23 protein-coding genes are annotated in these 25,406 nt (G+C 62.9%); 12 read left to right on the top strand and 11 right to left on the bottom strand.

Going from position 1 to position 25,406, the window contains the following annotated elements:
• Window positions 1–136: 136 nt before the first annotated feature.
• The 11 genes from pedF to V7787_RS10945 all read left to right on the top strand — a co-directional run bounded on the left by pedF (window position 137) and on the right by V7787_RS10945 (window position 11,526).
• Window positions 137–598: a cytochrome c-550 PedF gene (gene pedF / locus V7787_RS10995; RefSeq protein ID WP_010953594.1), complete on the top strand. Its 462-nt coding sequence runs from the start codon at window positions 137–139 to the stop codon at window positions 596–598.
• A gap of 5 nt (window positions 599–603) precedes the next feature.
• The gene (locus tag V7787_RS10990) at window positions 604–1,479 is read left to right on the top strand and encodes a substrate-binding periplasmic protein (RefSeq protein WP_064490940.1); all 876 of its coding nucleotides are present in this window, start codon (window positions 604–606) and stop codon (window positions 1,477–1,479) included.
• Window positions 1,480–1,487: 8 nt separating this feature from the next.
• The gene (locus V7787_RS10985) at window positions 1,488–2,249 is read left to right on the top strand and encodes a quinoprotein dehydrogenase-associated SoxYZ-like carrier (RefSeq protein WP_336088001.1); all 762 of its coding nucleotides are present in this window, start codon (window positions 1,488–1,490) and stop codon (window positions 2,247–2,249) included.
• 38 nt (window positions 2,250–2,287) lie between these two features.
• A complete protein-coding gene (locus V7787_RS10980; protein WP_336087998.1) occupies window positions 2,288–3,211 on the top strand; it encodes a quinoprotein relay system zinc metallohydrolase 1 in 924 nt (307 codons plus the stop codon).
• Window positions 3,212–3,382: 171 nt separating this feature from the next.
• Complete coding sequence (pedH, locus tag V7787_RS10975) at window positions 3,383–5,170, top strand: PQQ-dependent alcohol dehydrogenase PedH (protein ID WP_010953598.1); 1,788 nt, start codon at window positions 3,383–3,385, stop codon at window positions 5,168–5,170.
• A 162-nt stretch (window positions 5,171–5,332) separates the two neighbouring features.
• Complete coding sequence (gene exaC / locus V7787_RS10970) at window positions 5,333–6,853, top strand: acetaldehyde dehydrogenase ExaC (RefSeq protein WP_003254088.1); 1,521 nt, start codon at window positions 5,333–5,335, stop codon at window positions 6,851–6,853.
• 230 nt (window positions 6,854–7,083) lie between these two features.
• Window positions 7,084–7,155, top strand: coding sequence for a pyrroloquinoline quinone precursor peptide PqqA (gene pqqA / locus V7787_RS10965; protein ID WP_003243383.1), 72 nt, complete (start codon window positions 7,084–7,086; stop codon window positions 7,153–7,155).
• Between the two features lie 51 nt (window positions 7,156–7,206).
• The gene (gene pqqD / locus V7787_RS10960; RefSeq protein WP_020193832.1) at window positions 7,207–7,479 is read left to right on the top strand and encodes a pyrroloquinoline quinone biosynthesis peptide chaperone PqqD; all 273 of its coding nucleotides are present in this window, start codon (window positions 7,207–7,209) and stop codon (window positions 7,477–7,479) included.
• A gap of 89 nt (window positions 7,480–7,568) precedes the next feature.
• A complete protein-coding gene (gene ercA, locus V7787_RS10955; protein ID WP_004576476.1) occupies window positions 7,569–8,732 on the top strand; it encodes an alcohol dehydrogenase-like regulatory protein ErcA in 1,164 nt (387 codons plus the stop codon).
• The gene (locus tag V7787_RS10950) at window positions 8,716–10,386 is read left to right on the top strand and encodes a PAS domain-containing hybrid sensor histidine kinase/response regulator (protein WP_336087992.1); all 1,671 of its coding nucleotides are present in this window, start codon (window positions 8,716–8,718) and stop codon (window positions 10,384–10,386) included. The genes ercA and V7787_RS10950 overlap by 17 nt, the downstream gene beginning before the upstream one ends.
• 525 nt (window positions 10,387–10,911) lie before the next feature.
• Window positions 10,912–11,526 carry a hypothetical protein gene (locus V7787_RS10945; RefSeq protein WP_064490945.1) on the top strand — a complete coding sequence of 205 codons (615 nt, stop codon included), beginning with the start codon at window positions 10,912–10,914 and terminating at the stop codon, window positions 11,524–11,526.
• 43 nt (window positions 11,527–11,569) lie between these two features.
• Here the strand turns inward: V7787_RS10945 and V7787_RS10940 are convergent, their stop codons facing one another.
• The 11 genes from V7787_RS10940 to V7787_RS10890 all read right to left on the bottom strand — a co-directional run bounded on the left by V7787_RS10940 (window position 11,570) and on the right by V7787_RS10890 (window position 24,402).
• A complete protein-coding gene (locus tag V7787_RS10940) occupies window positions 11,570–12,919 on the bottom strand; it encodes a D-serine ammonia-lyase (RefSeq protein WP_336087989.1) in 1,350 nt (449 codons plus the stop codon).
• Between the two features lie 248 nt (window positions 12,920–13,167).
• The gene (locus tag V7787_RS10935) at window positions 13,168–13,890 is read right to left on the bottom strand and encodes a proteasome-type protease (RefSeq protein WP_336087987.1); all 723 of its coding nucleotides are present in this window, start codon (window positions 13,888–13,890) and stop codon (window positions 13,168–13,170) included.
• 73 nt (window positions 13,891–13,963) lie between these two features.
• On the bottom strand, window positions 13,964–14,743 hold the full coding sequence (locus V7787_RS10930; RefSeq protein WP_336087985.1) for a transglutaminase family protein: 780 nt from the start codon (window positions 14,741–14,743) through the stop codon (window positions 13,964–13,966).
• Entirely contained in the window at window positions 14,740–15,690 is a 951-nt protein-coding gene (locus V7787_RS10925; protein WP_003254074.1) for an alpha-E domain-containing protein, read from the bottom strand. The genes V7787_RS10930 and V7787_RS10925 overlap by 4 nt, the downstream gene beginning before the upstream one ends.
• A 3-nt stretch (window positions 15,691–15,693) precedes the next feature.
• Window positions 15,694–17,103 carry a circularly permuted type 2 ATP-grasp protein gene (locus V7787_RS10920; protein WP_064490946.1) on the bottom strand — a complete coding sequence of 470 codons (1,410 nt, stop codon included), beginning with the start codon at window positions 17,101–17,103 and terminating at the stop codon, window positions 15,694–15,696.
• Window positions 17,104–17,535: 432 nt separating this feature from the next.
• Window positions 17,536–17,907 (bottom strand): RidA family protein, encoded by a 372-nt coding sequence (locus V7787_RS10915; RefSeq protein ID WP_003254071.1) that lies wholly within the window; start codon window positions 17,905–17,907, stop codon window positions 17,536–17,538.
• Window positions 17,908–17,934: 27 nt separating this feature from the next.
• The gene (locus V7787_RS10910; protein WP_019751161.1) at window positions 17,935–18,630 is read right to left on the bottom strand and encodes a DUF3726 domain-containing protein; all 696 of its coding nucleotides are present in this window, start codon (window positions 18,628–18,630) and stop codon (window positions 17,935–17,937) included.
• Between the two features lie 2 nt (window positions 18,631–18,632).
• Complete coding sequence (locus tag V7787_RS10905; RefSeq protein ID WP_064490948.1) at window positions 18,633–20,327, bottom strand: hypothetical protein; 1,695 nt, start codon at window positions 20,325–20,327, stop codon at window positions 18,633–18,635.
• A 26-nt stretch (window positions 20,328–20,353) separates the two neighbouring features.
• Window positions 20,354–21,904, bottom strand: coding sequence for a BCCT family transporter (locus V7787_RS10900; RefSeq protein ID WP_279840593.1), 1,551 nt, complete (start codon window positions 21,902–21,904; stop codon window positions 20,354–20,356).
• Window positions 21,905–21,959: 55 nt separating this feature from the next.
• Window positions 21,960–22,946 carry a dipeptidase gene (locus tag V7787_RS10895; protein WP_003254063.1) on the bottom strand — a complete coding sequence of 329 codons (987 nt, stop codon included), beginning with the start codon at window positions 22,944–22,946 and terminating at the stop codon, window positions 21,960–21,962.
• A gap of 13 nt (window positions 22,947–22,959) precedes the next feature.
• Window positions 22,960–24,402 (bottom strand): aldehyde dehydrogenase family protein, encoded by a 1,443-nt coding sequence (locus V7787_RS10890; RefSeq protein ID WP_279840595.1) that lies wholly within the window; start codon window positions 24,400–24,402, stop codon window positions 22,960–22,962.
• A 95-nt stretch (window positions 24,403–24,497) separates the two neighbouring features.
• Here V7787_RS10890 and V7787_RS10885 point away from each other — a divergent pair, with 95 nt between their 5' ends.
• Window positions 24,498–25,385, top strand: a complete 888-nt coding sequence (locus V7787_RS10885; RefSeq protein WP_014860458.1) for a LysR substrate-binding domain-containing protein — start codon at window positions 24,498–24,500, stop codon at window positions 25,383–25,385.
• Window positions 25,386–25,406 lie beyond the last annotated feature (21 nt).

Here is a 25,406-nt window from a genome sequence, read left to right as displayed (position 1 = left end):
CCTTCGCCACAAGCCCTACTACCAAGGGATTAAGGCCCGGCCACCAAAGCAGCATTCGGCCGCCCGCGGGCTGTTTCTAAGATGGCGGCACGGCCTCTGTGGTTGAGGCTTTGTGTGCAATGGTGAGGGCATAACAATGACAACAAAATGCAATGTGTTGCTTGCTGCTGGGTTGCTGGCCGCAGCCGTGCTGACCGGTACAGCCTGGGCCCATGGCAACGTGGTGCCCCAGGCAGTGGAGACCAAGGGCCTGACCCCGATCAAGGACACTGGCGTGAGCCTGGACGGCGACGGCTGGGCCGCGGTCAACCCGTACCGCAGCTCGCCCGAGCACGACAAGGCCGTGGAAATCGGCGCCTCGGCTTACAACCAGAACTGCGCTGCCTGTCATGGCCTGGAGGCCAAGTCCGGTGGTATCGCGCCTGACTTGCGCATGCTCGACGCGGGTGATGCCGGCGATGAATGGTTCGTCGAGCGGGTCCGCCACGGCGCGGTTCGCGACGGCCGCGTGTACATGCCGAAGATGGCCGATTACCTCAGCCAGGAAGCCCTGTGGGCGGTGCGCACCTACCTGGACAGCGTGCACGTCGAGGAGTGACGGCCATGCGTCTGTGGGCGGTGCTGTTGAGTGGCCTGCTGCTGTGGTGCGCGGCGGCCCAGGCGCAGGTGCGCAACTATGACGCGATCATCGCCGCCGGCGAGCTCAAGGTGGCGGTGTACAAGGATTTCGCCCCCTACAGTTTTCAGGACCACGGCCAGCCGCGTGGTGTCGATGTGGAGCTGGCGCAGGCCCTGGCCACGGCCTTGGGGGTACGCCTGCAACTGATCTGGGCGCCACCCGGAGAAAAGCTCGACGATGACCTGCGCGACTACATCTGGCGTGGCAGCCCGCTGCGTCATCAGCAATTGGCCGACCTGATGATGCGGGTGCCTTACGATCGCGCCTACGCGCAGCGGCGCAACGAGCTGGGGGAGCTGGAAAACGCCCAGGTGGTGATGTTCGGCCCCTATCAGCAGGAGCGTTGGCAGGTGGCCTACGATCGCCGTCGCCTGGCCTCGGTGGCCAGTGTCGCGGTATTCCAGCAGCATCCTATCGGGGTCGAGGTGGACAGCGTGCCGTCGTTCTACCTGACATCGGTGTTCAACGGCATGCTCAGCGCCAGGACCCACCATTACCCCAGCGTGCAGCAGGCGTTCGCTGCCATGCAGGCCGGCCAGGTGGACGCAGTGATGGCGATGCGCGGCGAGGTTGACTGGCAGCTGCACCAGGCCGCCGACCCACAACTGGCCTTGGCAGAGAACGCCTACCCGAACCTCGGCAAACAGGCCTGGGAAATCGGCATGGCCGTGCATGAAAGCAACCGGCAGTTGGCCTACGCGGTGGAGGAGGCCATGGAAGCGATGATTCGCGATGGCCGGCTCAAGGCGATGTATGCCGCATACGGCCTGCGTTACGAGGTCCCGGAGATGTATCAATAGGAGTGGCCATGAACTGGCGAGCAACTTTCCTGCTGGCCTGCTGGATGCCCTGGGCCGCCCAGGCTGCGACACAAGGCACCCACACAGACCCGGTGCCTTCCGTGATGTGGGACTTCTACCACAAGCAGTTGCTGGGGCAGGCGGCGTTCGTGTTCGATGACCGTGTGAAGCTTCTGGCGCCGCCCTTTGCCGAGGATGCACGGCAGGTACCGCTGGAGATCGACGCCCGGGCGTTCACGGGCGAGGTGGTGCGGATAATTGCCTGGGCAGAGCTGAACCCTCTGCCGCGCATCGTCGACTTTCAGCCCGGTGAGCGCGTGTTGCCCTGGTTGTCGATCCGCATCCGCATCGAACAGGCCACACCGTTGCGCGCCGCCGTACTGACACGCGATGGCCTGTGGCACGTCGGTTCGACCCTGATCGATGCTGCCGGCGGCGGTTGTACCGCACCCAGCGTGGTGCGCACCCAGCCCGGCTGGGAGGAGCACCTCGGGGAGGTGCTGGGCGGGCGCTACCCGCGTGGCGACAGCAGCCGCCTGCGCCTGCAGGTGGCCCACCCCATGGATAACGGCCTGGTCAGCGGCATTCCTGAGTTCTTTCTCAACCATGCCGAGTTGCAAGGTACAGATGGCCAGCGCCTGGCCAGCCTGGAGCTGTACCCGGCGGTCAGCGAAAACCCCAACCTGGGCTTTGACATTCAGGGCCCCGGGCCAACACGGCTGCTGTTGCGGGACAACAGCGGCAACCAGTTCGAGGCGGCGCTGCCCTGAGCGCGTTGTCTGATTTCACCCTGACCCGAGGCACCATCATGCGTTGGATCCTGTTGTTGCTGCTGTGCATGGGGCTGCCGGCCCAGGCTGATCTGGCGTACCGGCTCACCCCCCGGCAGATCGCCGAGGGCACCTGGTTGCTGGAAGGCAGCACCGACAATTTCGCCAAGGCCAATGGCGGCAATGTGGTCAACACCGCGTTCATCGTCACCGACAGCGGTGTGGTGGTGATCGACAGCGGGCCGTCGAAGGGCTATGGCGAGGCATTGCGCAAGGTAATTGCCACCCTCACCGACAAGCCGGTAGTGGAGGTGCTGCTGACCCATCATCATCCGGACCATGTGCTGGGCAACCAGGCCTTTGCCGATGTGCCGATCGGTGCCCTGGCCGGCACCCGCGACCTGCTGCGCCAGCAAGGCGATGCCATGGCCGAGAACATGTATCGCCTGGTCGGCGACTGGATGCGTGGTACCGAGGTGGTGCTGCCGACCCGGGTGCTGCAGCCGGGGGTGCATGAGGTGGGCGGGCACCGCCTGAGGTTGCTGGGGCTGGGCGGGCATACGGGTGCCGACCTGGCGATTTTCGATGAAAAGACCGGCGTGCTGTTTGCTGGCGACCTGGTGTTCTACCAACGCGCCCTGACCACGCCCAACAGCCCGGGGCTGGACGTGTGGCTCAAGGACCTGGATACCCTGCAGGCACTGCCCTGGAAACAGCTTGTACCCGGGCATGGCCCGTTGGCCAGTGATGCGCAGCCGTTCGTGCAGATGCGTGACTACCTGGGCTGGCTCGATGGCCTGATGCGCGATGGCGCGGCGCGCGGTGACGACATGGCCGAGATGATCCGCAGCCCCATTCCCGAACGGTTTGCCGGGATAAGCCTGACGCGTTATGAGCTGATCCGCAGTGTCAGCCACCTGTACCCGCGTTACGAGCGCCAGCAGTTGCAGCGCTTGCCATGACATTTTTTGTGCCTGTCAGCCCCCGTGCCGCCCACCCATCGCTCAGGCCGCTACCAAGGAACTAGAAAACTCCGCACTGCGAGCAATTGTTGGCAATCGGGTCGGGACCAAGAATTCCCGACACACCGGGAAATTTTCCCGGGCACAACAAAAAAACCAAAGGTAGCCGTCATGACCCGATCCCCACGTCGCCCCTTGTTCGCCGTGAGCCTGGTGCTCAGCGCCATGCTGCTTGCCGGCGCGGCTCACGCCGCTGTCAGCAATGAAGAAATCCTCCAGGACCCGAAGAACCCGCAGCAGATCGTGACCAATGGCCTGGGCGTGCAGGGCCAGCGCTACAGCCCGCTGGACCTGCTCAACGTCAATAATGTCAAGGAGCTGCGCCCGGTCTGGGCGTTCTCCTTCGGTGGGGAGAAGCAGCGCGGCCAGCAGGCCCAACCGCTGATCAAGGACGGGGTGATGTACCTGACCGGCTCCTACTCGCGGGTGTTCGCCGTGGATGCCCGCACCGGCAAGAAACTGTGGCAATACGATGCACGTCTGCCGGATGACATCCGCCCTTGCTGCGACGTGATCAACCGCGGCGTCGCGCTGTACGGCAACCTGGTGTTCTTCGGCACGCTGGACGCCAAGCTGGTGGCCCTGAACAAGGACACCGGCAAGGTGGTCTGGAGCAAGAAGGTCGCCGACCACAAAGAAGGCTACTCCATCAGCGCCGCGCCGATGATCGTCAATGGCAAGCTGATCACAGGCGTTGCCGGCGGCGAGTTCGGCGTGGTGGGCAAGATCCAGGCCTACAACCCGGAAAACGGCGAGCTGCTGTGGATGCGCCCCACCGTGGAAGGGCACATGGGCTATGTGTACAAGGATGGCAAGGCGATCGAGAACGGTATTTCCGGCGGTGAGGCGGGCAAGACCTGGCCTGGCGACCTGTGGAAGACCGGCGGCGCCGCGCCGTGGCTGGGCGGTTACTACGACCCTGAAACCAACCTGATCCTGTTTGGTACCGGTAACCCGGCGCCGTGGAACTCGCACCTGCGCCCCGGTGACAACCTGTACTCCTCCTCACGCCTGGCACTGAACCCGGACGACGGCACCATCAAGTGGCACTTCCAGAGCACGCCGCATGACGGCTGGGACTTCGACGGCGTCAACGAGCTGATCTCGTTCAACTACAAGGACGGCGGCAAGGAGGTCAAGGCTGCCGCTACGGCCGACCGCAACGGTTTCTTCTACGTGCTCGATCGCACCAACGGCAAGTTCATCCGCGGCTTCCCCTTCGTTGACAAGATCACCTGGGCCACTGGCCTGGACAAGGACGGCCGGCCGATCTACAACGACGCCAGCCGCCCGGGCGCACCCGGCAGCGAGGCCAAGGGCAGCTCGGTGTTCGTCGCGCCGGCCTTCCTCGGCGCCAAGAACTGGATGCCGATGGCCTACAACAAGGACACAGGGCTGTTCTACGTGCCGTCCAACGAGTGGGGCATGGACATCTGGAACGAAGGCATCGCCTACAAGAAAGGTGCGGCGTTCCTCGGTGCCGGCTTCACCATCAAGCCGCTCAATGAAGACTACATCGGCGTGCTGCGTGCCATCGACCCGGTCAGCGGCAAGGAAGTGTGGCGCCACAAGAACTACGCGCCGCTGTGGGGCGGTGTGCTGACCACCAAGGGCAACCTGGTGTTCACGGGCACGCCAGAGGGCTTCCTGCAGGCATTCAACGCCAAGACCGGCGACAAGGTCTGGGAATTCCAGACCGGCTCAGGCGTGCTCGGCTCGCCCGTCACCTGGGAAATGGACGGCGAGCAATACGTTTCGGTGGTCTCCGGCTGGGGCGGCGCGGTGCCGCTGTGGGGCGGCGAAGTGGCCAAACGGGTCAAGGACTTCAACCAGGGCGGCATGCTCTGGACCTTCAAGTTGCCCAAGCAGTTGCAGCAAACGGCAAGCGTCAAGCCATAACGCCTGCCTACTGCCGCTTGCTGCCGCTGATCGGTGGCAAGCGGCCCTACTACCAAATGACGAGAGCCCCGCTGCCAACGATGCATTCGCCCGGCACGCGGGGCTTCTTACTATCGGTGCATCGCCTGTCGTGGGACAGGCACCGACCCGCAGAGGCTCAGCATGATCTACGCACAACCCGGAACTCCAGGCGCCGTCGTATCCTTCAAACCCCGTTATGGCAACTTCATCGGTGGCGAGTTCGTGCAGCCGTTGGCTGGCCAGTACTTCACCAACAGCTCGCCGGTCAATGGCCAGCCGATTGCCGAATTCCCGCGCTCCACGGCCCAGGACGTCGAGCGCGCCCTGGACGCCGCGCATGCCGCCGCCGAAGCCTGGGGCAAGACCTCGGTGCAAGACCGTGCGCGGGTACTGCTGAAAATTGCCGACCGCATCGAACAGAACCTGGAAGTGCTGGCGGTTACCGAAAGCTGGGACAACGGCAAGGCCATACGCGAAACCTTGAATGCCGACGTGCCGCTGGCAGCGGACCACTTCCGCTACTTTGCCGGTTGCATCCGCGCCCAGGAGGGTGGCGTAGGCGAGATCAACGAAGGCACCGTGGCTTATCACATCCACGAGCCGCTGGGTGTGGTGGGGCAGATCATCCCATGGAACTTCCCGCTGCTGATGGCCGCCTGGAAGCTCGCCCCGGCCTTGGCCGCTGGCAACTGCGTGGTGCTCAAGCCCGCAGAGCAGACGCCGCTGTCGATTACCGTCTTTGCCGAACTGATCGCCGACCTGTTGCCGGCAGGCGTACTGAACATCGTCCAGGGCTTTGGCCGTGAGGCCGGCGAGGCGCTGGCCACCAGCAAGCGCATTGCCAAGATCGCGTTCACCGGGTCCACCCCGGTGGGCTCGCACATCATGAAGTGCGCGGCCGAGAACATTATCCCGTCCACCGTCGAACTGGGTGGCAAGTCGCCGAACATCTTCTTCGAAGACATCATGCAGGCCGAGCCGGCGTTCATCGAGAAGGCTGCCGAAGGCCTGGTGCTGGCGTTCTTCAACCAGGGCGAGGTGTGCACCTGCCCGTCACGGGCGCTGATCCAGGAGTCGATCTACGAACCGTTCATGGCCGAGGTGATGAAGAAGATCGCCAAGATCACCCGCGGCAACCCGCTGGATACCGAAACCATGGTGGGTGCCCAGGCGTCCGAGCAACAGTACGACAAGATCCTTTCGTACCTGGAGATTGCCCGGGAAGAGGGCGCGCAGCTGCTCACCGGCGGTGGTGCCGAGCGGCTGCAGGGTGACCTGGCCAGCGGTTACTACATTCAGCCAACGCTGCTCAAGGGCAACAACAAGATGCGCGTGTTCCAGGAAGAAATCTTCGGGCCGGTGGTGGGCGTGACCACCTTCAAGGACGAAGCCGAAGCGCTGGCGATCGCCAACGACAGTGAATTCGGCCTGGGCGCCGGCCTGTGGACCCGCGACATCAACCGCGCTTACCGCATGGGCCGCGGGATCAAGGCCGGGCGAGTGTGGACCAACTGCTACCACCTGTACCCGGCGCATGCGGCGTTCGGGGGGTACAAGAAGTCCGGTGTTGGCCGTGAGACCCACAAGATGATGCTTGACCATTATCAGCAGACCAAGAACCTGCTGGTGAGCTACGACATCAATCCGCTGGGCTTCTTCTAGACCGCGTCGCGGCCTTCGCGGGCTCGCCCGCTCCCACAGGTTCACCGTTGGTTCCAGAACCGGTGAAGAACCTGTGGGGGCGGGCGAGCCCGCAAAAGGGCCGGCACATGCATGGCCTACCCGTACCAACGCACCCCGCAAGCTCGTTCCAAAGTAGCATTCGGTCCGGTCCGCCCCCGTGCATTAATGCTTCTACCGGAATCCTCCGGCACAAGAAGAGGACTTGCCCTATGTGGACTAAACCCGCCTATACCGACCTGCGCATTGGCTTCGAAGTGACGATGTATTTCGCCAACCGTTGATGACGGCCCGGCCATCGCCACGGTGGCCGGATCCTCCTGGAGCATGCGCCTGTGAACCTCATCGATCGCCAGCAGGCCCTTGCCTTGGGGCGAGGCTTGCGCCTGGACTGGGAGCCACAGAAGGCTTGCCACGTGCTGTTGTACGCCGGGGGCATCATCGAGCTCAATGCCAGTGCCGGCTGGGTCCTGGAGCTGCTGGACGGCCACAGTACCGTGGCAACGGTCATCGACCGCCTGGCACAACGCTTCCCCGATGTACCGGGGCTCGAAGAGGACGTACTGGCGTTTCTGGAGGTGGCCCGCGCCAAATCCTGGATAGAATGACCGGTAGCCCCGCTTTGGTCTGGTTGCTTTCGTGGTGGGATGCTTTACGCTGGCGGTTATCTTCCAGAACAATAAGAACAGGCTTACCGATGAGCCAGAGTTTCAGCCCCCTTCGCAAGTTCGTATCGCCTGAAATCATCTTTGGTGCCGGCTGCCGGCACAATGTGGCCAATTACGCCAAAACCTTCGGTGCGCGCAAGGTACTGGTGGTCAGCGACCCTGGCGTGATCGCCGCCGGCTGGGTGGCGGATGTGGAGGCCAGCCTGCAGGCCCAGGGTATCGACTACTGCCTGTATACAGCGGTGTCACCCAACCCGCGGGTCGAGGAGGTGATGCTCGGCGCCGAGATCTATCGGCAGAACCACTGTGACGTGATCGTCGCCGTCGGTGGCGGCAGCCCGATGGATTGCGGCAAGGCCATCGGTATCGTGGTGGCCCATGGGCGCAGCATCCTCGAATTCGAAGGCGTGGACATGATCCGCGTGCCCAGCCCGCCGCTGATCCTGATCCCGACCACCGCCGGCACCTCGGCGGACGTGTCGCAGTTCGTGATCATTTCCAACCAGCAGGAACGCATGAAGTTCTCCATCGTCAGCAAGGCGGTGGTGCCGGACGTGTCGCTGATCGACCCGCAGACCACCCTGAGCATGGACCCGTTCCTGTCGGCCTGCACCGGCATCGATGCGTTGGTGCATGCCATCGAGGCCTTCGTGTCTACCGGCCACGGACCGCTGACCGATCCCCATGCGCTGGAAGCCATGCGCCTGATCAATGGCAACCTGGTGGAGATGATCGCCAACCCTACTGATATTGCGCTGCGCGAGAAGATCATGCTCGGCAGCATGCAGGCGGGTCTGGCGTTCTCCAATGCGATCCTGGGCGCAGTGCACGCCATGTCGCACAGCCTGGGCGGCTTCCTCGACTTGCCCCATGGCTTGTGCAATGCGGTGCTGGTGGAGCACGTGGTGGCGTTCAACTACAGCTCGGCGCCGGAGCGTTTCAAGGTGATCGCCGAGGTGTTCGGTATCGACTGCCGCGGTCTCAATCACCGGCAGATCTGCGGGCGGCTGGTGGAGCACCTGATTGCCCTGAAGCGTGCCATCGGCTTCCATGAAACCCTGGGCCTGCACGGGGTGCGCACGTCCGATATCCCGTTCCTGTCGCAACACGCGATGGACGACCCGTGCATCCTCACCAACCCCCGTGCGTCCAGCCAGCGTGATGTCGAGGTGGTCTATGGCGAGGCCCTCTGACGAGCAGCAGCGGGCGTTGGCCGGGCTGCTGGGGCTGGGTGACCACTCGGCGCGCAAAAGCCATTACCCGGAGCTGTCCGCCCGCCTGGACGAACTGGAAGCCGAACGCAACCGTTACAAATGGCTGTTCGAAAACGCCGTGCACGGTATTTTCCAGGCCAGCCTTCAGGACGGCATGCGTGCCGCCAACCCGGCGCTGGCGCGCATGCTCGGCTATGACGACCCGCAAGCGGTGCTGTTTTCCCTGACGGACCTGGCCGCCAACCTGTTCGACGGCGGTGCCGAGGAGTTGCAGGCCATTACCGCGGTGCTCGCCCGTGAGCACAGCCTGCACGGCTACGAAACCCGTCTGCGGCGCAAGGACGGCAGCCATCTCGATGTGCTGATGAACCTGCTGCTCAAACCCGGCCATGAAGGGCTGGTGGAGGGGTTTGTCGCCGACATTACCGAACGCAAGCTAGCCCAGCAGCGCCTGCAGCAGCTCAATGACGAACTGGAGCAACGGGTCGCAGCGCGTACCGATGAGTTGCTGGAGGCGCGTGATGCCGCCGAAGCCGCCAACCGCAGCAAGGACAAATACCTCGCCGCCGCCAGCCATGACCTGCTGCAGCCGCTGAACGCCGCGCGCTTGCTGATTTCGACCTTGCGCGAGCGGCCTTTACCAGAGGCCGAGCATGTGCTGGTGGAGCGTACCCACCAGGCCCTGGAGGGCGCGGAAGACCTGCTGACCGACCTGCTGGACATTTCCCGGCTCGACCAGGCGGCGGTAAAGCCGGATGTGGCCGTGTACCGCCTGGACGAGCTGTTCGCGCCGCTGGTCTCGGAGTTCAGCCCGGTGGCCGAGGCGGCGGGCCTGAAGCTGCACGCACGCATAGCCGACTACGCCATCAGCACTGACCTGCGGTTGCTCACCCGCATCCTGCGCAACTTCCTCAGCAACGCGTGCCGGTATACCGAGGAGGGGCGGATCCTGCTCGGGGCAAGGCGCCGCGGTGGTCATTTGCGGCTGGAGGTGTGGGATACCGGACGGGGCATTGCGCAGGACCGGCTGCAGGACATATTCCTCGAGTTCAATCAGCTGGATGTGGGGCGTGCAGCGGATCGCAAGGGCGTTGGCCTCGGGCTGGCCATCGTCGAGCGGATCGCCAAGATACTCGGTTATCGGATCCAGGTGCGGTCGTGGCCAGGGCGTGGCTCGGTGTTCAGCATCGAGGTACCTCTTGGCAAAGAAGTGCCGCTGGCTGTTCACCAGGCTGTGCCGCTGCCCAGCGTCGGTGATCCGCTGCCGGGCCGCCGCCTGCTGGTACTGGACAACGAAGTGAGCATACTCGAGAGCATGGGCGCGCTGTTGGGGCAGTGGGGGTGCGAAGTGGTCACGGCTACTGACCAGGAGGGCGCCTTGCTGGCGTTGCAGGGGCGAGCCCCGGAACTGATCCTGGCCGACTACCACCTGGACCATGGCGTAGTGGGTTGCGAGGTGGTGAGGTACCTGCGTGAGCATTTTGCGGCTGCCATACCGGCAGTGATCATTACCGCAGACCGCAGCGATCAGTGCCGGCGTGGATTGCAGAAGCTAGGGGCGCCGCTACTGAACAAACCTGTGAAACCCGGAAAACTGCGGGCGGTGTTGAGCCAGTTGCTCCTGGTGCATTGATAGGGTACTCGTTCCCACTCGGCGAAATAGAGCACTTAAATGGCCTGTCGCGAAGTTTGGATCCACTGGCCTTTGAAACTTACCATTCGGTCAGCTTGCAAGAAGTTAGTAAACTAACTAATACGGCTTTAAATACCGCTGGTCGGTGCTTTTGCTCAAGAAATGAACGATTTGCCAGTGGGTCGCTCATATTTGCCAGCAAGTGTGTTCTTAAAGCAGCGCACTTCGCACCTCTCCCCAGAACGTAATGGACGTTCAACTTGATCTGAATCGCAGGGATGCACACGGGGCTTTTTTACCTCTGACGATGGAGTAACGCCATGCCCAACCGAGGCTCAACGGTTGAGCCACTGTGTGCAATTGAGTAACCATTCGCTGTTTCAATTAACGATATGAATTTGGTCTTCCCGGTGCGATCAAGTCGTACGCATGCTTGTTGCAAGGCCATCTAGCGCTGATGCATTACGTGGAGAATTCGACGTGGAGTTTAATACAATTATTAGCCTGTTCGGGCAGAAAGAATCCATGGAGCTGGTGCGGTTGTCGGTCATTTATGTTCATTTACTGGCCTGTTGTATCGCCATCGGCCTGGTATTTACCAGTGATGCCGAGATGGTCAGGGACTTGTTGAAGGGGCATCAACAGGCCAGCCATGACGGTAAGCACATGGCGCGATTGCAGGCGTCCGTTGCCAATGCCTTGATATTCCTGTGGCTTACCGGTGCCGCGGTCATTGGTATCGATTACCTTGAAAAAGGCATGAGTTATTTTGCCAATCCCAAACTTCACGCCAAGGTCATTATTGTCTTGCTCCTGACCTTCAATGGCATGTTGTTGCATCGTTATGTATTACCTGCCTTGCTCAAGGCCGGTTCTTTGCTTGACCTGAATATAGGAGTGCGGATGTTTGCGTTGTTTTCTGGTGCACTGTCAGGTGTTTCCTGGTTATATGCAGCGATGCTGGGCGTCGGTCGGCCACTGGCCTGGAAGTATTCGCTGACCGAGTTGCTGTTGGCCTATCCGGTGATGATCCTGCTTGGCTTTGCCCTGATGGCCGCACTGACCCAGTGGGCGCGAAAACGCAATATGGCCAAAGCGACGCCAGCACCTGTGTGGCCGCGGGTGGGCATTCCTTGCTGATGGCCTGAGGCACTGCAACGGCGCCGCGAAGCGGCGCTCGCGGTTACGCGTTTGCCTGCACGCTGCGCCCTTTTGCCAGATAGGCATTGAACTCATCTTCCGGCACCATGCTGCCCCCCGTTCCCCAGACAAGATGGGTGGCCTGCTGCAGCCGGGCTGGGGTGAAGCCTTGGCGAGCCAGGTACTCGCCGGCTTGCAGCAGCCGTAGCATACCGGGTACGCCGGCCAGGGCAGAAGGTTCCAGTTTGACCTTGTCCTGCTCATGGGCGATGACCATCAAACGGTACAGTTCTTCGTCGGTCACGGTGTAGTAACCATCGATCAGCCGCTGCATGGCTTTGCCGACAAACCCTGATGGGCGCCCGACCGCCAGGCCGTCTGCGGCGGTGACGTTGTCGATGCCGAAGTCCTGCACGCAGGTTTCATCATGCAGGCCGGTGTAGACACCCAGCAGCATGCAGGGGGAGTGGGTGGGCTCGGCAAAGATGCAGTGCACCGCATCGCCGAACACCAGCTTCAGCCCGAATGCGACACCGCCCGGGCCGCCCCCTACGCCGCACGGCAGGTACACGAACAACGGGTGATCTGCGTTCACCTGGATGCCAGCCTGGTCGAATTGCCGCGCCAACCGTTCGGCGGCGACGGCATAGCCGAGAAACAGCTGTGGGGAGTTTTCGTCGTCGACAAAATAACAATTGGGGTCTGAGGCTGCCTGCTGGCGACCCTGCTCGACCGCTACGCTGTAGTCGCACGCGTGTTCTACCACGGTCACGCCGTTGGCCCGCAGCTTGTCCTTCTTCCATTGCCGGGCGTCTGACGACATGTGCACGCTCACCTTAAAACCCAGCTTGGCGCTCATGATGCCAATCGACAGCCCCAGATTGCCGGTCGAACCCACGGCGATCGTGTACTGGCTGAAGAATGCGCGGGCCTGGTCGCTCGCCAGTTTGGTGTAGTCATCCGTTGGCGTGATCAATCCGGCCGCCAGGGCCAGGTCTTCGGCGTGCTTGAGCACTTCATGGATACCGCCCCGGGCCTTGATCGAACCGGAGATGGGCAGGTCACTGTCCGCCTTGAGCCACAGGCTGCCTGCGTTCTGCAGTGATCCTTCTTCGACAAGCACCCGGCGCAGCTGTGGCAGCGGGATGACAGGCGACTCGATGACCCCGCCGGCAGCGGCTGTTTCGGGGAACACGGTGGCCAGGTAAGGCGCGAACCGCTGCAGCCGCGCGCTGGCCGCTTGCACGTCGGCAGCCGACAGGCCCACATCGTGCAGGGCTTCTGCAGCCTTGGCGATACCAGGGTTGAACCAGCTGGTCTGCTTCAGGGCAACCAGCTCGGCGATGATCGGGTGGCTTTGTTGCCAGGCTTCCAGGGTTTTTCCGTGAATCATGATTTCACCTGCAGTGCAGTCTGTGGGCCGCCAGCAGCAGTCTCGTGACAGGGGGAAGGGGCAGGATAACCCACGGAGTCTCGAACATTACACATTGGCTTTACTGAGGTGTTGCCTGTACCGGCCCCTTCGCGAGCTCGCCCTTTCCCACAGGACATCACAGCCTTCAAGGCTTGCACAGTACCTGTGGGAGCGGGCAAGCCCGCGAAGGGGCCGCTACAGGCAAAGGATCTGATCCGTTTGCTTGTTCAGCCATAAGGCGGCGCTGGCAGTTCGGCCAGCAGGGTTTTCAAGCCGTCGCTCCACTGCCTGCGAATCTGCTGGTAATAGGCATCGTCGCTGGTAATGCGCTTGCGCGTCATGCTTTCCAGGCTGTTATTGCGGTACACCAGCAAGTCCAGCGGCATGCCCACCGACAGGTTGCTGCGGATGGTGGAGTCGAACGAAATCAGGCCGCAGCGCAGCGCTTCATCGAGCGGCGTGCGGTAATCCAGGTTGCGGTCGAGTATTGGCCTGCCGTACTTGCTTTCACCCAGCTGCAGAAACGGGGTGTCCGGTGTGGCCTGGAAGAAATTGCCTTGTGCATACACGTTGTAGATGGCCATGGGGCCGCCGGCTATCTGGCCGCCGACGATGAATGAACTGCTAAGGTCGATATCGGCCGTGAGCTTGCTGCGGTCTCTTTTGACCACCTCGCGCAGGGTGTCGGCGACCAGCACCGTTGCATCGTAGAGCGTGGCAACGTTCAGCAGGTGGGGGCCGTTGCCCTTGGTGCGTTGCTGCAGCAGGTTTACCACCGACTGCGAGGTCGCCAGATTGCCGGCGGTCTGCAGCACGATCAGCCGCTCGCCCGGGACGCTGAAGACGAACAACTTGGTGAACGTGGAGATCTGGTCGATGCCGGCATTGGTGCGTGAGTCGCTGATGAAGACAAGCCCGTCCTCCAGGTGCATGGCGACACAGTAAGTCATGCGGTTTCCCTTGTGTTGCGTGTGGAGGGGTCTTGCCGCACTCGCGCGGCAAGACCGGTCTGACGCCAGCCTGTCACTGGCGATGCACGTGGACGCTGGCCTGCATCGATTCGGCGCCGCCGCCGCGGCGTACGCCCCTGACCGGACAGGCATCGAGGTAGTCCAGGCCCACCGCCAGCTTCAGGTGACGCTCTGGCCGGGTCAGGCGATTGGTAATGTCGAAGCTGTACCAGGCATCGTCGACCCAGGCTTCGGCCCAGGCGTGGCTGGCCAGGTGTTGTTCGTCCTCGGTGCACAGGTAGCCGGACACATAGCGTGCCGGTACCCCCAGGCTGCGTGCGCAGGCCAGGAAGGCGTGCGTGTGGTCCTGACACACACCTGCGCCACCGTTGAAGGCTTCGATGGCCGTGGTGCCCACTGACGTGGCCCCCGGGCTGTAGGGCATGTGCTCGGCCAGGCCTTGCATCAGCCCGATCAGTGCTGCCCGGTCGCGGTGACTGCCACATTGCCGGACGGCGAAAGCAGTCAGGGTGTCGTCGGCCTGCGTCAGGTGGCTGCCGCGCAGGAACGGCAGGGGCGACTGGCTCTCGGTCTCGTGTTCGCAATCCGGGTCGATCTCGACCTGGCCGTGTGCGGTAAGCGCCAGGTGGCCATGGGGTTTGTCCAGTGTCAGCACATGCAGGATGTTGCCGTAAGGGTCGATCTGGCCCTTTACCTTGCAGGGCAGGTCCAGTTGCCATTGATTGATACGCTGGCGTTCGCTGCTGCGCGGTGTCAGGCGCAGGAACTGGATACTGTTGCACACGTCGCTGGCATAGCTATAGGTCGTGTCGTGGCGAATGGACAGTTTCATACAACCTCCAGGTAGGAGTGATGGACGGCCTGGCCCAGTTGGTTGATGCGGCCGATGAAGTCGCTCAGCCAGGGGTGCAACCCTGCATCAAGGATTTCGTCGATTGCGGTGTAGCGCAGGCGCGCGTTCAGTTCGGCGGCCATGCGCTGGGCGGCACGCCCGGTACTGCCGGGCAGGCCCGCCAGGATCAGGTCCAGTTCCTCGATGCAGGCATGCAGCGAGCGCGGCACGTCCACCCGCAACAGCAGCAGCTCGGACACCGGCCGGGCACTGGGCGCGGCGCGATAGAGCTCGTTGAAGGCCTCGTACGAGGTCAGCGCGCGCAGCAGGGCGCTCCATTGGTAATAGCCGCGGGCAGAGTCGTCGCTGACCTCTTCGGAGGCCTCGCCGAACATTTCATAGCGCGAATCGAGCAGGCGCAGGGTGTTGTCCGCCCGCTCCAGGAAGGTCCCCAGGCGAATGAAGCTGTAGGCGTCGTTGCGCATGATGGTGCCGGAGGTCGCACCGCGGAACAGGTGCGATCGTTCCTTGACCCAGTCGCAGAACTGGCTGATGCCATAGCGACCCAGGCCGTTGCTGGCAATGTTGCGCATTTCGATCCAGGTGGCGTTGATGTTCTCCCACATGTCGGCGGTGATACGGCCGCGCACTGCATGGGCATTGGTCCTGGCGGCCTGCAGGCAGCAGTAGATGCTGCTGGGGTTGGTGGCGTCGAGGGCGAAGAAGTGCAGCATGCGCTCGGTGTCGAGTTCCTTGTGCCGACGCAGGTAGTCGTCCAGCATGCCCGAGGCCATCAGCGACATTGCCAGTTCGGCATGGCCGTCGCTGCGCCCGGCCTGGGGCATCAGCGATAGCGAGTAGCTGACCTCGAGCATGCGTGCGAGGTTTTCTGCACGCTCCAGGTAGCGGGACATCCAGTACAGGTCGGAAGCGGTTCGCGAAAGCATGGCTCAGTCCTCCACCACCCAGGTGTCCTTGGTACCGCCGCCTTGCGACGAGTTGACCACCAGCGAGCCTTCCTTGAGCGCCACGCGCGTCAGGCCACCGGGCACCAGGCGGGTTTCACTGCCTGACAACACGAACGGGCGCAGGTCGATGTGACGCGGTGCGATGCCGCTGTCGACGAAGGTCGGGCAGGTTGACAGGCACAGCGTCGGTTGAGCGATATAGGCGTGCGGGCGGGCTTTGATGCGCGCGCGGAAGTCCTCGATCTGGGCTTTGGTCGAGGCGGGCCCGACCAACATGCCATAGCCGCCGGAGCCCTGGGTTTCCTTGACCACCAGTTCGGGCAGGTGGGCCAGTACATGGGACAGGTCCGCCGGCTTGCGGCACTGCCAGGTCGGCACGTTGTTCAGGATCGGTTCTTCGCTCAGGTAAAAGCGGATCATGTCGTCGACGAAGGGGTAGATGGATTTGTCATCGGCCACGCCAGTGCCGACGGCGTTGGCCAGTACCACATTGCCGGCGCGGTAAACCGAGATCAGCCCCGGTACGCCCAGCATCGAGTCAGGGTTGAAGGACAGCGGGTCGAGGTAGTCGTCGTCCAGGCGACGATAGATCACGTCCACCTGTTGGGGGCCGGCAGTGGTGCGCATGTAGACATGCTCATCACGCACGAACAGGTCGGCGCCTTCGACCAGCTCGATGCCCATTTCCCGCGCCAGGAAGGCATGCTCGAAATAGGCGCTGTTGAAACGGCCGGGCGTGAGCAGCACCGCGGTGGGGTTGTCCATTGGGCTGGCGCTCTTGAGCGTGTCCAGCAGCAGGTTGGGGTAGTGATCGATGGGCGCGATGCGCTGGGCGGCAAACAGTTCGGGGAACAGGCGCATCATCATCTTGCGGTCTTCGAGCATGTAGCTGACGCCGCTGGGGGTGCGCAGGTTGTCTTCCAGCACGAAGTAGCTGCCATCGCCGTCACGTACCAGGTCGACACCGGCAATATGCGCATACAGCCCACGGTGAAGGTCCAGGCCCTGCATGGCGATCTGGTAGCCCTCGTTGGCCAGCACTTGCTCTGGTGGGATGATGCCGGCCTTGAGAATGCGCTGGTCGTGGTAGATGTCCTGCAGGAACAGGTTCAGCGCCTGTACCCGTTGAATGCAGCCACGCTCGACCGTGCGCCATTCGCTGGCGCGGATGCTGCGCGGGATGATATCGAAGGGGATCAGGCGCTCGGTATCCTGCTTGTCGCCATACAAGGTGAAGGTGATGCCTGCGCGGTGAAACAGCAGGTCGGCCTCGCGCCGGCGCTGTTCCAGCAACTCCAGCGGGGTGTTGGCCAGCCAGCGGGCGAACTCCTGGTAATGCGGACGGCAGTTGCCGTTCGCTTCGTACATTTCATTGAAAAAAGCCCGGGACATACCCACTCCTTGCCGCCGTTGCCGGCAGCTTCATTGCGGTTCATCTGCGTCTTTCAGGGTGCTGCCTTGCTGGGGTAAGTGGGAGCTGTGTCTCGCGTTAACCTCGGTCTCGGTAGATTGCCTGTGCGTTGAGCACAATCAGTCTGTGCAATAAAAGTGCCGAATACGCCTGGCGGCTCTGGGGGGCGGGATATGTGAGGGGCACACCCGATGTGAGCTGCCTGGCCGCAAGGGCCGGCGCATCAAAAAAGGGCGCTTTTGATCCGGGCGCGGGTTTTGAACCGAAATGGGGCGCAGGCCGGTACCTGGCGGGCGAAAAAGGGAATATTCCGGGTGCATGACGTGGGGCGGAGGGGGCATGCATCGAGCGCCGCGCGGGCGGCACTCGATTGCGCGAACGCTGAATATCGTGAGACGGGCGCCTTCAGGGCGTCAGAGGCAGGCGTAGACCACCAGTTCCACCAACATTTCTTCCCGGGCGAGGCCAGCCACCACTACGGCCGCGCGGTTGGGGTAGGGTGCCTGGAAATACTCGGCGTACACGGCATTTACAGTTGCCAGATAACGGCGGTCGGTCACGTAGATCAGCACCTGGGTCACGGCATCCAGCGAGCTGCCAGCGGCTTCCAGGGTGTGGCGCAGGTTGTCCAGTGTCTGGCGGGCCTGGGCCTCGATGCCGCCGGCAACCACCTGGCCCTGCGTATCGATTGGGATCTGAGCCGTGTACAACGTACCGTTGCCGACGACCGCCCATTCCAGTGGCGCCCTGGAGGCGAACAGCTCGGTCTTTATCGCATGCTTCATGGGTTGTTTCCTCAGTGGCAAGGGTGTTCAGTCGGCGTCGCTGCCGCCGCCTGCACCGTGGCGGCGTGAGGCATCGGTGCTCTCGACAAGGATGTGTTCGGCCAGCTGCCTGAGCCTTTGCCAGGTATGTTCGTCGACTGTAAAACCTTGCTGCAGTGTGCGCTGCGGGTCGGTTATTGCCTGGGCGGTCTGGCCTGCTCGAGTGAACAGCACCGTTACGTCCTGCGCGGCCGCTTCAATGGCCTGGGGCCGGGTTTCACTGCTCAGTTCCGGGCGCGGCATGCCGGCGGTAAAATCGGCCCAGTGGCATTGGCGGGCGTCCTCCCAGCGGGCTTGCACGTGCAGTCCCTGCACCGCTGCCCGGCTCAGGTAGCCCAGCAACAGCAAACGGTTGTGGCAGTGGCGTATGCGCAGTTCGGCCTGACCACAGCGCATGGCCTTGGCTGCCGCCAGTTCCACCACCGTGGCGGCGCAGCGCAACACGCTCTGGCCCTTGGCGTCGATCACCAGCAGGGCGTTATCCTCATGGCACAAGGCGTATGGCCGTGCAGCTTCGCCTTGCAGATAACGCAACGCCTTTTCCAGTGCACCGACGCCATCGAGCCCCTGCAGTTGCAACCAGCCCACGAGTTCGGCGGCATCCTCGCAGTCGCCCGGGGCGAAGCCCATGCCTTCGAATGCCTTGCGGCACATCACCTGTATTTCGTTAAGCGATACGCGCATGGTCAAAGCTCCCTTTGCGGCATGACTGCGAAATTCCAGTCGTCTGCGAACGGCTGACCGATGTCGCTGACCAGCGGCGCGCCCTGGAACAGCGTGATACGCACCCAGCGGCTTGACTTGGGGTCGAATTTCCCCGCGCCGAAAAATGCCAGTTTGCAGCGCAGCAGGTGAATCGGCAGCATGTCCCGGGCCAGCAGATTGGCACGGATTTCACCGTAGTTCGTTTTTGCCATGCCTTGCAGGCGGCGTACCGCGCCCTTGAACATCGGTTGGGCGATCAGGAAGTGAGCGGTCAGCGCCTGAGGCTGCAGTTGCAGGTGCTCCAGCAGCGCGCTATGGCACTGCTGGATATTGCGGGCGATACCCAGCTGCATTTCTTTTTCGGCCCCTGGCTCCTCTGCGCGAATGCCCAGGCGCGGCTCTTCTTTTTCAGCTGAGCGGTACCAGAAGAAGTGCTCCGCATCGGCAGCACTGAAGTCGTAGCGCAACGCCCAGCCATACTGCTGCTCGATGAGCTGGCGCAGTTGCCCAAGGGGCATCTGGGCGTCCAGCTGCCAGCTTTCGTTGACCCCCATGTGCTCGGCCAGGGGCGTGACCTGCTCGGGGTACAGCTCCAGCAGCAGGCTGACCAGAAGCTCCTGGCAGCCCACCCCCGTGTGTAATTGCGCCCAGGCCAGCAGGCGCGGCCAAAGGCCCGCGCCGTCGGCTTGCGTGCCAAGCCAGGTGGCCAGTAAAGCAAGCTCGGCCAAGGTTTGCAGGTTCTGCTCATGCTGGCGCTGGTCTTCGGTCCGGGACTGGCTCAGGTGCAACTGGGCGCGCGCCAGCAATTGCTGCAGGCGTGCCAATTGGTCGGGCTCCGCCGACTGCGCCAGTACTAGTGCCAGGGCCGTTTCCCGCGTACTGATCCAGTGCTCCACCAGTTGAGGGTGGTTGATCAGAAAAGGGGCCATTCCCAGCCCGGTCGCGTTGCCGACCCCCAGGTAGCGTTGAAGGGCCGGGGCCAGTTGCACTGCCCGCTGCGGGGCGAGTGCCTGGGCCATGTGGTTGATCTGCTCGATGCTGAAGTGACGCAGCAGGTAGACGGTGAACATCTGCGCGCTGAACGGCTGGTTGAAGTCCGGGTTATCTTGCAGGCAACCAAAATCGGCGATGCCGAACTTGCCGTTACCGTAAACAGCTGTAGTGCGATACAGGTAGCCGACTTCAGCCAGTTGCTGTGGATCGGGCTGGCGACCTTCTGCCAGCGCCGCCAGAAACCGGTCGAAATTGCGCAAGCTACGGTTGGCCCGCGACAACACCAGCACGCGTGCATCGAAGCGGCCGGCTTCCTGCAGCGGCACGTTGCGTTGCAGGTCGGCCAGCTGTGCCGAGTCGACATCGCCGGCCACCAGCACGAAGCTGACGTCCCACTGGTCGGCGATGACCCGATCGCTGCGCTTTTCCGGCGGCAGGTAGGCCGAGAAGATCACGCAGTGGTAATGGCCGTTCGGCGTTTCGATGCGGTAGATCGCAGTGCCGAAGCCTTGGCCATCGAGGTCGAAACAGCTGCGCCGGATTTGCCAGCGCTGTTGCATCATCCGCCGCATGCTGCTGCGCACGAAGCTTAGCGGGCTCTGGAAGTGGCTACCCAGCCGGGCCAGGTCCATGACTTGGCTGGCAGGGCGCAACGCGGGTATTGCAGGCACGCTGTTGGGCATTGTTGTTGTACCTGGATGGATCATGTTCAGACGCCTTGTTCACGGGCCATGTGTCGAGCGATGCGCACGGCATCCCACAGGGCTGGCAGGATCACCAGCGACACCGGCACCGCGGTGATGACAATGAAGGATTGCAGGGCCGTCACACCGCCTGCGCCAATGGTGATCAGCACCACCGCCGCCAGGCCCATGCCGATTGCCCAGAAACCGCGCAACCACTTCTTCGGTTTATCGTCGCTGGACATCGCCAGCGCCACGGTGAAGGCCATGGCGTCGCCATTGGTGGCCACCGAGATGAAACTCAGGAACAGGAACAGCGCGCTGACAAGGCCACCCAGTGGCAGGTTCTGCGTCACTCCCAGCAACAGGTCTTCAGGCTTGGCGCCATGGGCGGTGACGCTGCCTGGCGTTTGCAGCTCCAGGCCGATCCCGGTACCGCCTACCACGGTGAACCAGAACATGGTCACCAGCGGTGCGATGATCGACAGCGTCATGATGATCTCGCGGATGGTGCGGCCCCGCGAGATCCGCGCGACGTACAGTGCCACCATGGGCGCGTAGCCGATGAACCAGCCCCAGTAGAACACCGTCCACCAGTCCAGCCATTTGGGGTCGGCGCGGAACATCGTCAGCGGGATGAAGTGCTCCACGTGCAGGGCAAAGGCCGCCGGGAAACCGCCGAGGATGAACAGCGTCGGTCCGAATACCACCATGAACAGTGCCAGGCCGATCATCAACCAGACGTTGATCTCGCTGACAAAGCGGATGCCTTTGAGGCCCACCAGGCACGAGACAGTGTACATCGCGGTGACCAGGACAATGGTCAGCGACTGGGTGACGATAGTGTTGGGCAACCCCCACACGGCGTGCATGGCGCTGCTGATCTGCAGGCCAAGGAAACCGATCGGACCGATGGTGCCGGCCACTACCGCGATGATCGAGGCAGCGTCGGCCAAGGTGCCGATCGGGCCCTTGAGCGCTCGCTTGCCGAACAGGGGGTAGAGCAGGGTACGCGGCGCCAGCGGAAGGCCTTTATCGTAATGCAGGTGCATCAGCACGATCGCCAGCAGGCTACCCAGAACGGCCCAGGCCAGGAAGCCCCAGTGCACGAACGATTGCGCCAGTGCCGCGGTGGCCGCTGCTTCACTGTGCGGTTGCAGGCCGGCGAAGAAGGGCGGTGGGCTGGCAAAGTGCATCAAGGGTTCGGCAGCGGCCCAGAAGGCGCCACCACCTGCCAGCAAGGCGCACATGATCACTGCGATCCAGTTGAAGGTGCTGACGTCCGGGCGCTGGGTGACCCCGCCCAGGCGTACACGCCCGCATCTGGAAAACCCGATGAACAGGCTGACGGCGAAGGTTACCAGCATCAGCACTTGCCAATAGAGGCCAAAGGCCTTTGTCGACCAGGCGAACAGGGTATTGACCAGCGCCGACACGGTGTCGATGTCGATCAGCGCCGCCAGCAGGAAGGCGCCGAGGAATCCGCCGCTGATCAGGAACAACGGCCAGTCGATATCGCGTGCCATAGGCAGGCCCATGGCCTGGCCGTCGGCCTGCAAGGTGGTTGGGTTTTTCATGAAACCTCCGGAACCTGCGATTTTTTTTATTGTTGATGCTGTCCGTGCAAGGGGTTCAGGCCTGTGCCGTGGTGGCGGTCTCCAGCAAGCGCAACCAGTTCAGCCCCATGATGTTGCCCACGTCGTGCTCGGCAAAGCCGCGGGCGCGCAGGCCCTGGGCAATGTTGCGGAAGTCGCGGCTGTCGCGGAACCACTGCAAGGGCGCCGGCCAGTTGGCGTTGTCCCTGGAGCCTTCGCCGTAGTCCTTGTCCTTGCTCCAGCGGCCGTTGCGCATCCATTCCAGCACAGACAAGGGTTGCGCCTGGCACAGGTCGGTGCCGATGCCGATGTGCTCCACACCCATCAGGTCGGCGGTGCGCGCGACCATGTCGCAGAAACTTTCCAGGCTACAGTCCGAGGCACCCTTGAGATGGAACGGGTAGGTGCTGAACCCCAGCAGCCCGCCGGACTCTGCGATCCCGCGTAGCACCGCATCGGACTTGTTGCGCTTGGCGGCGTGGAAGCTGGCAGGGTTGGCGTGGGAGATGATCACCGGTCGGCTCGACAGTTCGATGGCCTCAAGCGTGCTTCGCTCGGCGCTGTGAGACATGTCGATGAGCATGCCGACGCGGTTCATTTCGGCGATCACCTGGCGGCCGAAGCGGCTGATGCCGTTGTCCTCGCGCTCATAGCAGCCGCTGGCCAGCAGGCTTTGGTTGTTGTAGGTCAGCTGCATGACGAACACCCCGAGCTGGCGGAAAACCTCCACCAGGGCAATGTCGTCCTCGATCGGCGAGCAGTTCTGGAAGCCGAAGAAGATGCCCACCCGGCCCTCCTCGTGGGCCAGGCGGATGTCGCTGGCCGTGCGTACCGGGCGGATCAGCTCGGGCCATGTCTCGAAGCGGCGGTTCCACTCGCCCAGGCGCGACAGGGTTTCGCGGGCGTTTTCGTGGTAGGCGATGGTGGCGTGCACCGCGCTCAGGCCACCGGCCTGCATCTGCTGGAATATTTCCTGGCTCCAGTTGGAGTACTGCAGGCCGTCGATCATCAAGAGGTCGTGCATGGCATGTATTCCTTCAGGGCCGCAGGTAGGTGGTCTTGACCACGGTGTAGAAGTCGCGAGCGTATTGCCCCTGTTCCCGAGGGCCGAAACTCGAGGCTTTACGGCCCCCGAATGGCACGTGGTAGTCGGTGCCGGCGGTGGGCAGGTTGACCATCACGCAGCCGGTCTGGGCGCGGCGTTTGAAGTGGCTGGCGTGGCGTAGCGACTGGGTGATGATCCCGGCGGTGAGGCCGTACTCGGTATCATTGAGCGTGGCCAGCGCCTCTTCAAAATCGCGCACGCGGATCACGCAGGCGATAGGGCCGAACACTTCCTCGCGGTTGATGCGCATGTCGTTGCGGCTGTTGATGAACAAGGCAGGGCGCATGTAGTAGCCATCGCAGGCCAGTTGCAGGCGCTCGCCACCTTCGATCAGGGTGGCGCCTTCGGCCTGGGCCAGTTGCAGGTAGGCCAGGTTCTGTTCCAGCTGGCGCGCGTCAGCTACCGGGCCGATCTGTACGCCAGCCTCCAGTGCATGGCCGACCTTGAGCTGGCGCATGCGCAGGCGCAGCGCCTCGACGAAGCGGTCGTGGATGCCGTCGCAGACGATCAGCCGTGACGACGCGGTGCATTTCTGCCCGGTGCCGAAGAAGGCCCCGTTGAGCGCGCATTCCACGGCCAGTTCGAGGTCGGCGTCGTCCATGACCACCAGGGCATTCTTGCTACCCATTTCCAGCTGGCAGCGCACCAGGTTACCGGCGGTGGCCACCGCTACGCGTCGGCCCGTCTGCAGAGAACCGGTGAACGTCAGGGCATCGATCTCGGCGGACTGGATCAGGGCCTCGCCGACGTCGGCACCGCTGCCCATCACCAGGTTGAAAGTGCCGCTGGGCAGGCCCTGACGGCTGATGATCTCGGTGAGCGCCCAGGCACTGGCCGGCACCAGGTTGGCCGGCTTGAACACCACGGCGTTGCCGAAGGCCAGGGCCGGGGCGATTTTCCAGGCGGCGGTGGCCATGGGGAAGTTCCATGGGGTAATGATGCCCACCACACCCACCGGTTCGCGATGCACTTCGATGTCGACCCCAGGGCGCACCGAGGCGGCAGTCTCGCCCATCTGGCGCAGCACTTCGGCGGCGTAGTAATGGAAGAACTGGCCGCTGCGATTGACCTCGCCGACGCCTTCGGCCAAGGGTTTGCCTTCTTCTCGCGACAGCAGTTCGCCGAGCTCTTCCTTGCGGGCGATCAGCTCGTCGCCGATGGCCATCAGCACTTGCTGGCGGCTTTCCAGACCACTGGCGGCCCACAGGGGTTGAGCGGCGCGGGCGGCCTGGATGGCCTGGCGGGCCTGTTCGGCGCTGGCCTGATGGTACTGGCCGATCAGGTCGCCAGTGTCCGAGGGGCTGTAGTTGCCCAAAGTGGCGTGGCCTTCACACCACTGGCCATCGATGTAGTTGTTGTAGGTCTTGTGTGACATGGATGAACGCCTCCGTTTGCATGGCATTCATCATGCGAGCAATATGCAGCAAATAAAAATTAATAAAAAAAATGCTTTGATAAGGAATGCTAACCATGTTGCCCGAGCTGAAAATCGCGCAGTTGCGTTACTTCGTACTGGTCGCCGAACACAAGAGCTTTCACGCGGCCGCCCGCCAGGCCTTTCGCACCCAGCCTGCGATATCCCTGGCCCTGCGTGAACTGGAGCAGAAGCTGGGGCAGGCACTGGTCGAAAAGGGCGGTGGCCGGGTGGAGCTCACGCCATATGGCGAGCATTGCCTCCCGTTGTTTCGTGGCTTGATCGAGCACCATGACCGTATTGCCCGTGAAGCCATGCTGTTTGCCCGGCATGAAATCGGCCAGGTCAGTATCGCCACCGTGCCTTCTGTGGCCAGCCGAATGCTGCCAGGGCCGCTGGCCCGCTTTGTGGCCGCGCACCCCAATGTGCAGGTCAGCATTCAGGACGGCACGGCCGAACGTGTGCAGCAGTTGCTCGCTCAAGGGCAAGTGGATTTCGGCATCAGCAGCCTGTGGGTGGACGATGACCAGCTCGAATTCGCCCCCATCGTGAATGATCAGGTTGGCGTGGTGTGCCGCAGCGACCACCCGCTGGCGCAGGCGGGGGGGCAGCTGCATTGGGCGCAGTTGCTGGGCGTGCCGATGATCCGCAACGGTACCTCGCAATTACTGGCGGGTACCGAGGCCGAGGGTTTGCTGGCCGATAGCCGGCTGTTCATTTCCAACATGATTTCGTTGATCGCCATGCTGGAGGAGGGGGTAGGGATCAGTACCTTGCCGTACCTCGCTTTTCCGCAGGAGAACGAAAAACTGGCGTTCGTGCCCCTTGTGGAGCCCAAGGTAGAACGGCACATCGGCATGCTCACCCGCAAAGGGCGCAGCTTGTCACCTGTGGCGGGGGCACTGATGGCGTTTCTGCAAGTGCAGTTGGCGAAGGCTGGCTGATTCGTTGGTGGTACGGGCATG

The sequence above is a fragment of the Pseudomonas sp. CGJS7 genome, assembly GCF_036961695.1.
This window is presented reverse-complemented; position numbering and strand designations above follow the sequence as displayed.

What these genes read in the sequence shown, in the direction of transcription:
- pedF (WP_010953594.1), top strand. Translation starts at nt 137, where the DNA reads ATGACAACAAAATGCAATGTGTTGCTTGCTGCTGGGTTGCTGGCCGCA.
- V7787_RS10990 (WP_064490940.1), top strand. Translation starts at nt 604, where the DNA reads ATGCGTCTGTGGGCGGTGCTGTTGAGTGGCCTGCTGCTGTGGTGCGCG.
- V7787_RS10985 (WP_336088001.1), top strand. Translation starts at nt 1,488, where the DNA reads ATGAACTGGCGAGCAACTTTCCTGCTGGCCTGCTGGATGCCCTGGGCC.
- V7787_RS10980 (WP_336087998.1), top strand. Translation starts at nt 2,288, where the DNA reads ATGCGTTGGATCCTGTTGTTGCTGCTGTGCATGGGGCTGCCGGCCCAG.
- pedH (WP_010953598.1), top strand. Translation starts at nt 3,383, where the DNA reads ATGACCCGATCCCCACGTCGCCCCTTGTTCGCCGTGAGCCTGGTGCTC.
- exaC (WP_003254088.1), top strand. Translation starts at nt 5,333, where the DNA reads ATGATCTACGCACAACCCGGAACTCCAGGCGCCGTCGTATCCTTCAAA.
- ercA (WP_004576476.1), top strand. Translation starts at nt 7,569, where the DNA reads ATGAGCCAGAGTTTCAGCCCCCTTCGCAAGTTCGTATCGCCTGAAATC.
- V7787_RS10950 (WP_336087992.1), top strand. Translation starts at nt 8,716, where the DNA reads ATGGCGAGGCCCTCTGACGAGCAGCAGCGGGCGTTGGCCGGGCTGCTG.
- V7787_RS10945 (WP_064490945.1), top strand. Translation starts at nt 10,912, where the DNA reads ATGGAGCTGGTGCGGTTGTCGGTCATTTATGTTCATTTACTGGCCTGT.
- V7787_RS10940 (WP_336087989.1), bottom strand. Translation starts at nt 12,919, where the DNA reads ATGATTCACGGAAAAACCCTGGAAGCCTGGCAACAAAGCCACCCGATC.
- V7787_RS10935 (WP_336087987.1), bottom strand. Translation starts at nt 13,890, where the DNA reads ATGACTTACTGTGTCGCCATGCACCTGGAGGACGGGCTTGTCTTCATC.
- V7787_RS10930 (WP_336087985.1), bottom strand. Translation starts at nt 14,743, where the DNA reads ATGAAACTGTCCATTCGCCACGACACGACCTATAGCTATGCCAGCGAC.
- V7787_RS10925 (WP_003254074.1), bottom strand. Translation starts at nt 15,690, where the DNA reads ATGCTTTCGCGAACCGCTTCCGACCTGTACTGGATGTCCCGCTACCTG.
- V7787_RS10920 (WP_064490946.1), bottom strand. Translation starts at nt 17,103, where the DNA reads ATGTCCCGGGCTTTTTTCAATGAAATGTACGAAGCGAACGGCAACTGC.
- V7787_RS10915 (WP_003254071.1), bottom strand. Translation starts at nt 17,907, where the DNA reads ATGAAGCATGCGATAAAGACCGAGCTGTTCGCCTCCAGGGCGCCACTG.
- V7787_RS10910 (WP_019751161.1), bottom strand. Translation starts at nt 18,630, where the DNA reads ATGCGCGTATCGCTTAACGAAATACAGGTGATGTGCCGCAAGGCATTC.
- V7787_RS10905 (WP_064490948.1), bottom strand. Translation starts at nt 20,327, where the DNA reads ATGCCCAACAGCGTGCCTGCAATACCCGCGTTGCGCCCTGCCAGCCAA.
- V7787_RS10900 (WP_279840593.1), bottom strand. Translation starts at nt 21,904, where the DNA reads ATGAAAAACCCAACCACCTTGCAGGCCGACGGCCAGGCCATGGGCCTG.
- V7787_RS10895 (WP_003254063.1), bottom strand. Translation starts at nt 22,946, where the DNA reads ATGCACGACCTCTTGATGATCGACGGCCTGCAGTACTCCAACTGGAGC.
- V7787_RS10890 (WP_279840595.1), bottom strand. Translation starts at nt 24,402, where the DNA reads ATGTCACACAAGACCTACAACAACTACATCGATGGCCAGTGGTGTGAA.
- V7787_RS10885 (WP_014860458.1), top strand. Translation starts at nt 24,498, where the DNA reads ATGTTGCCCGAGCTGAAAATCGCGCAGTTGCGTTACTTCGTACTGGTC.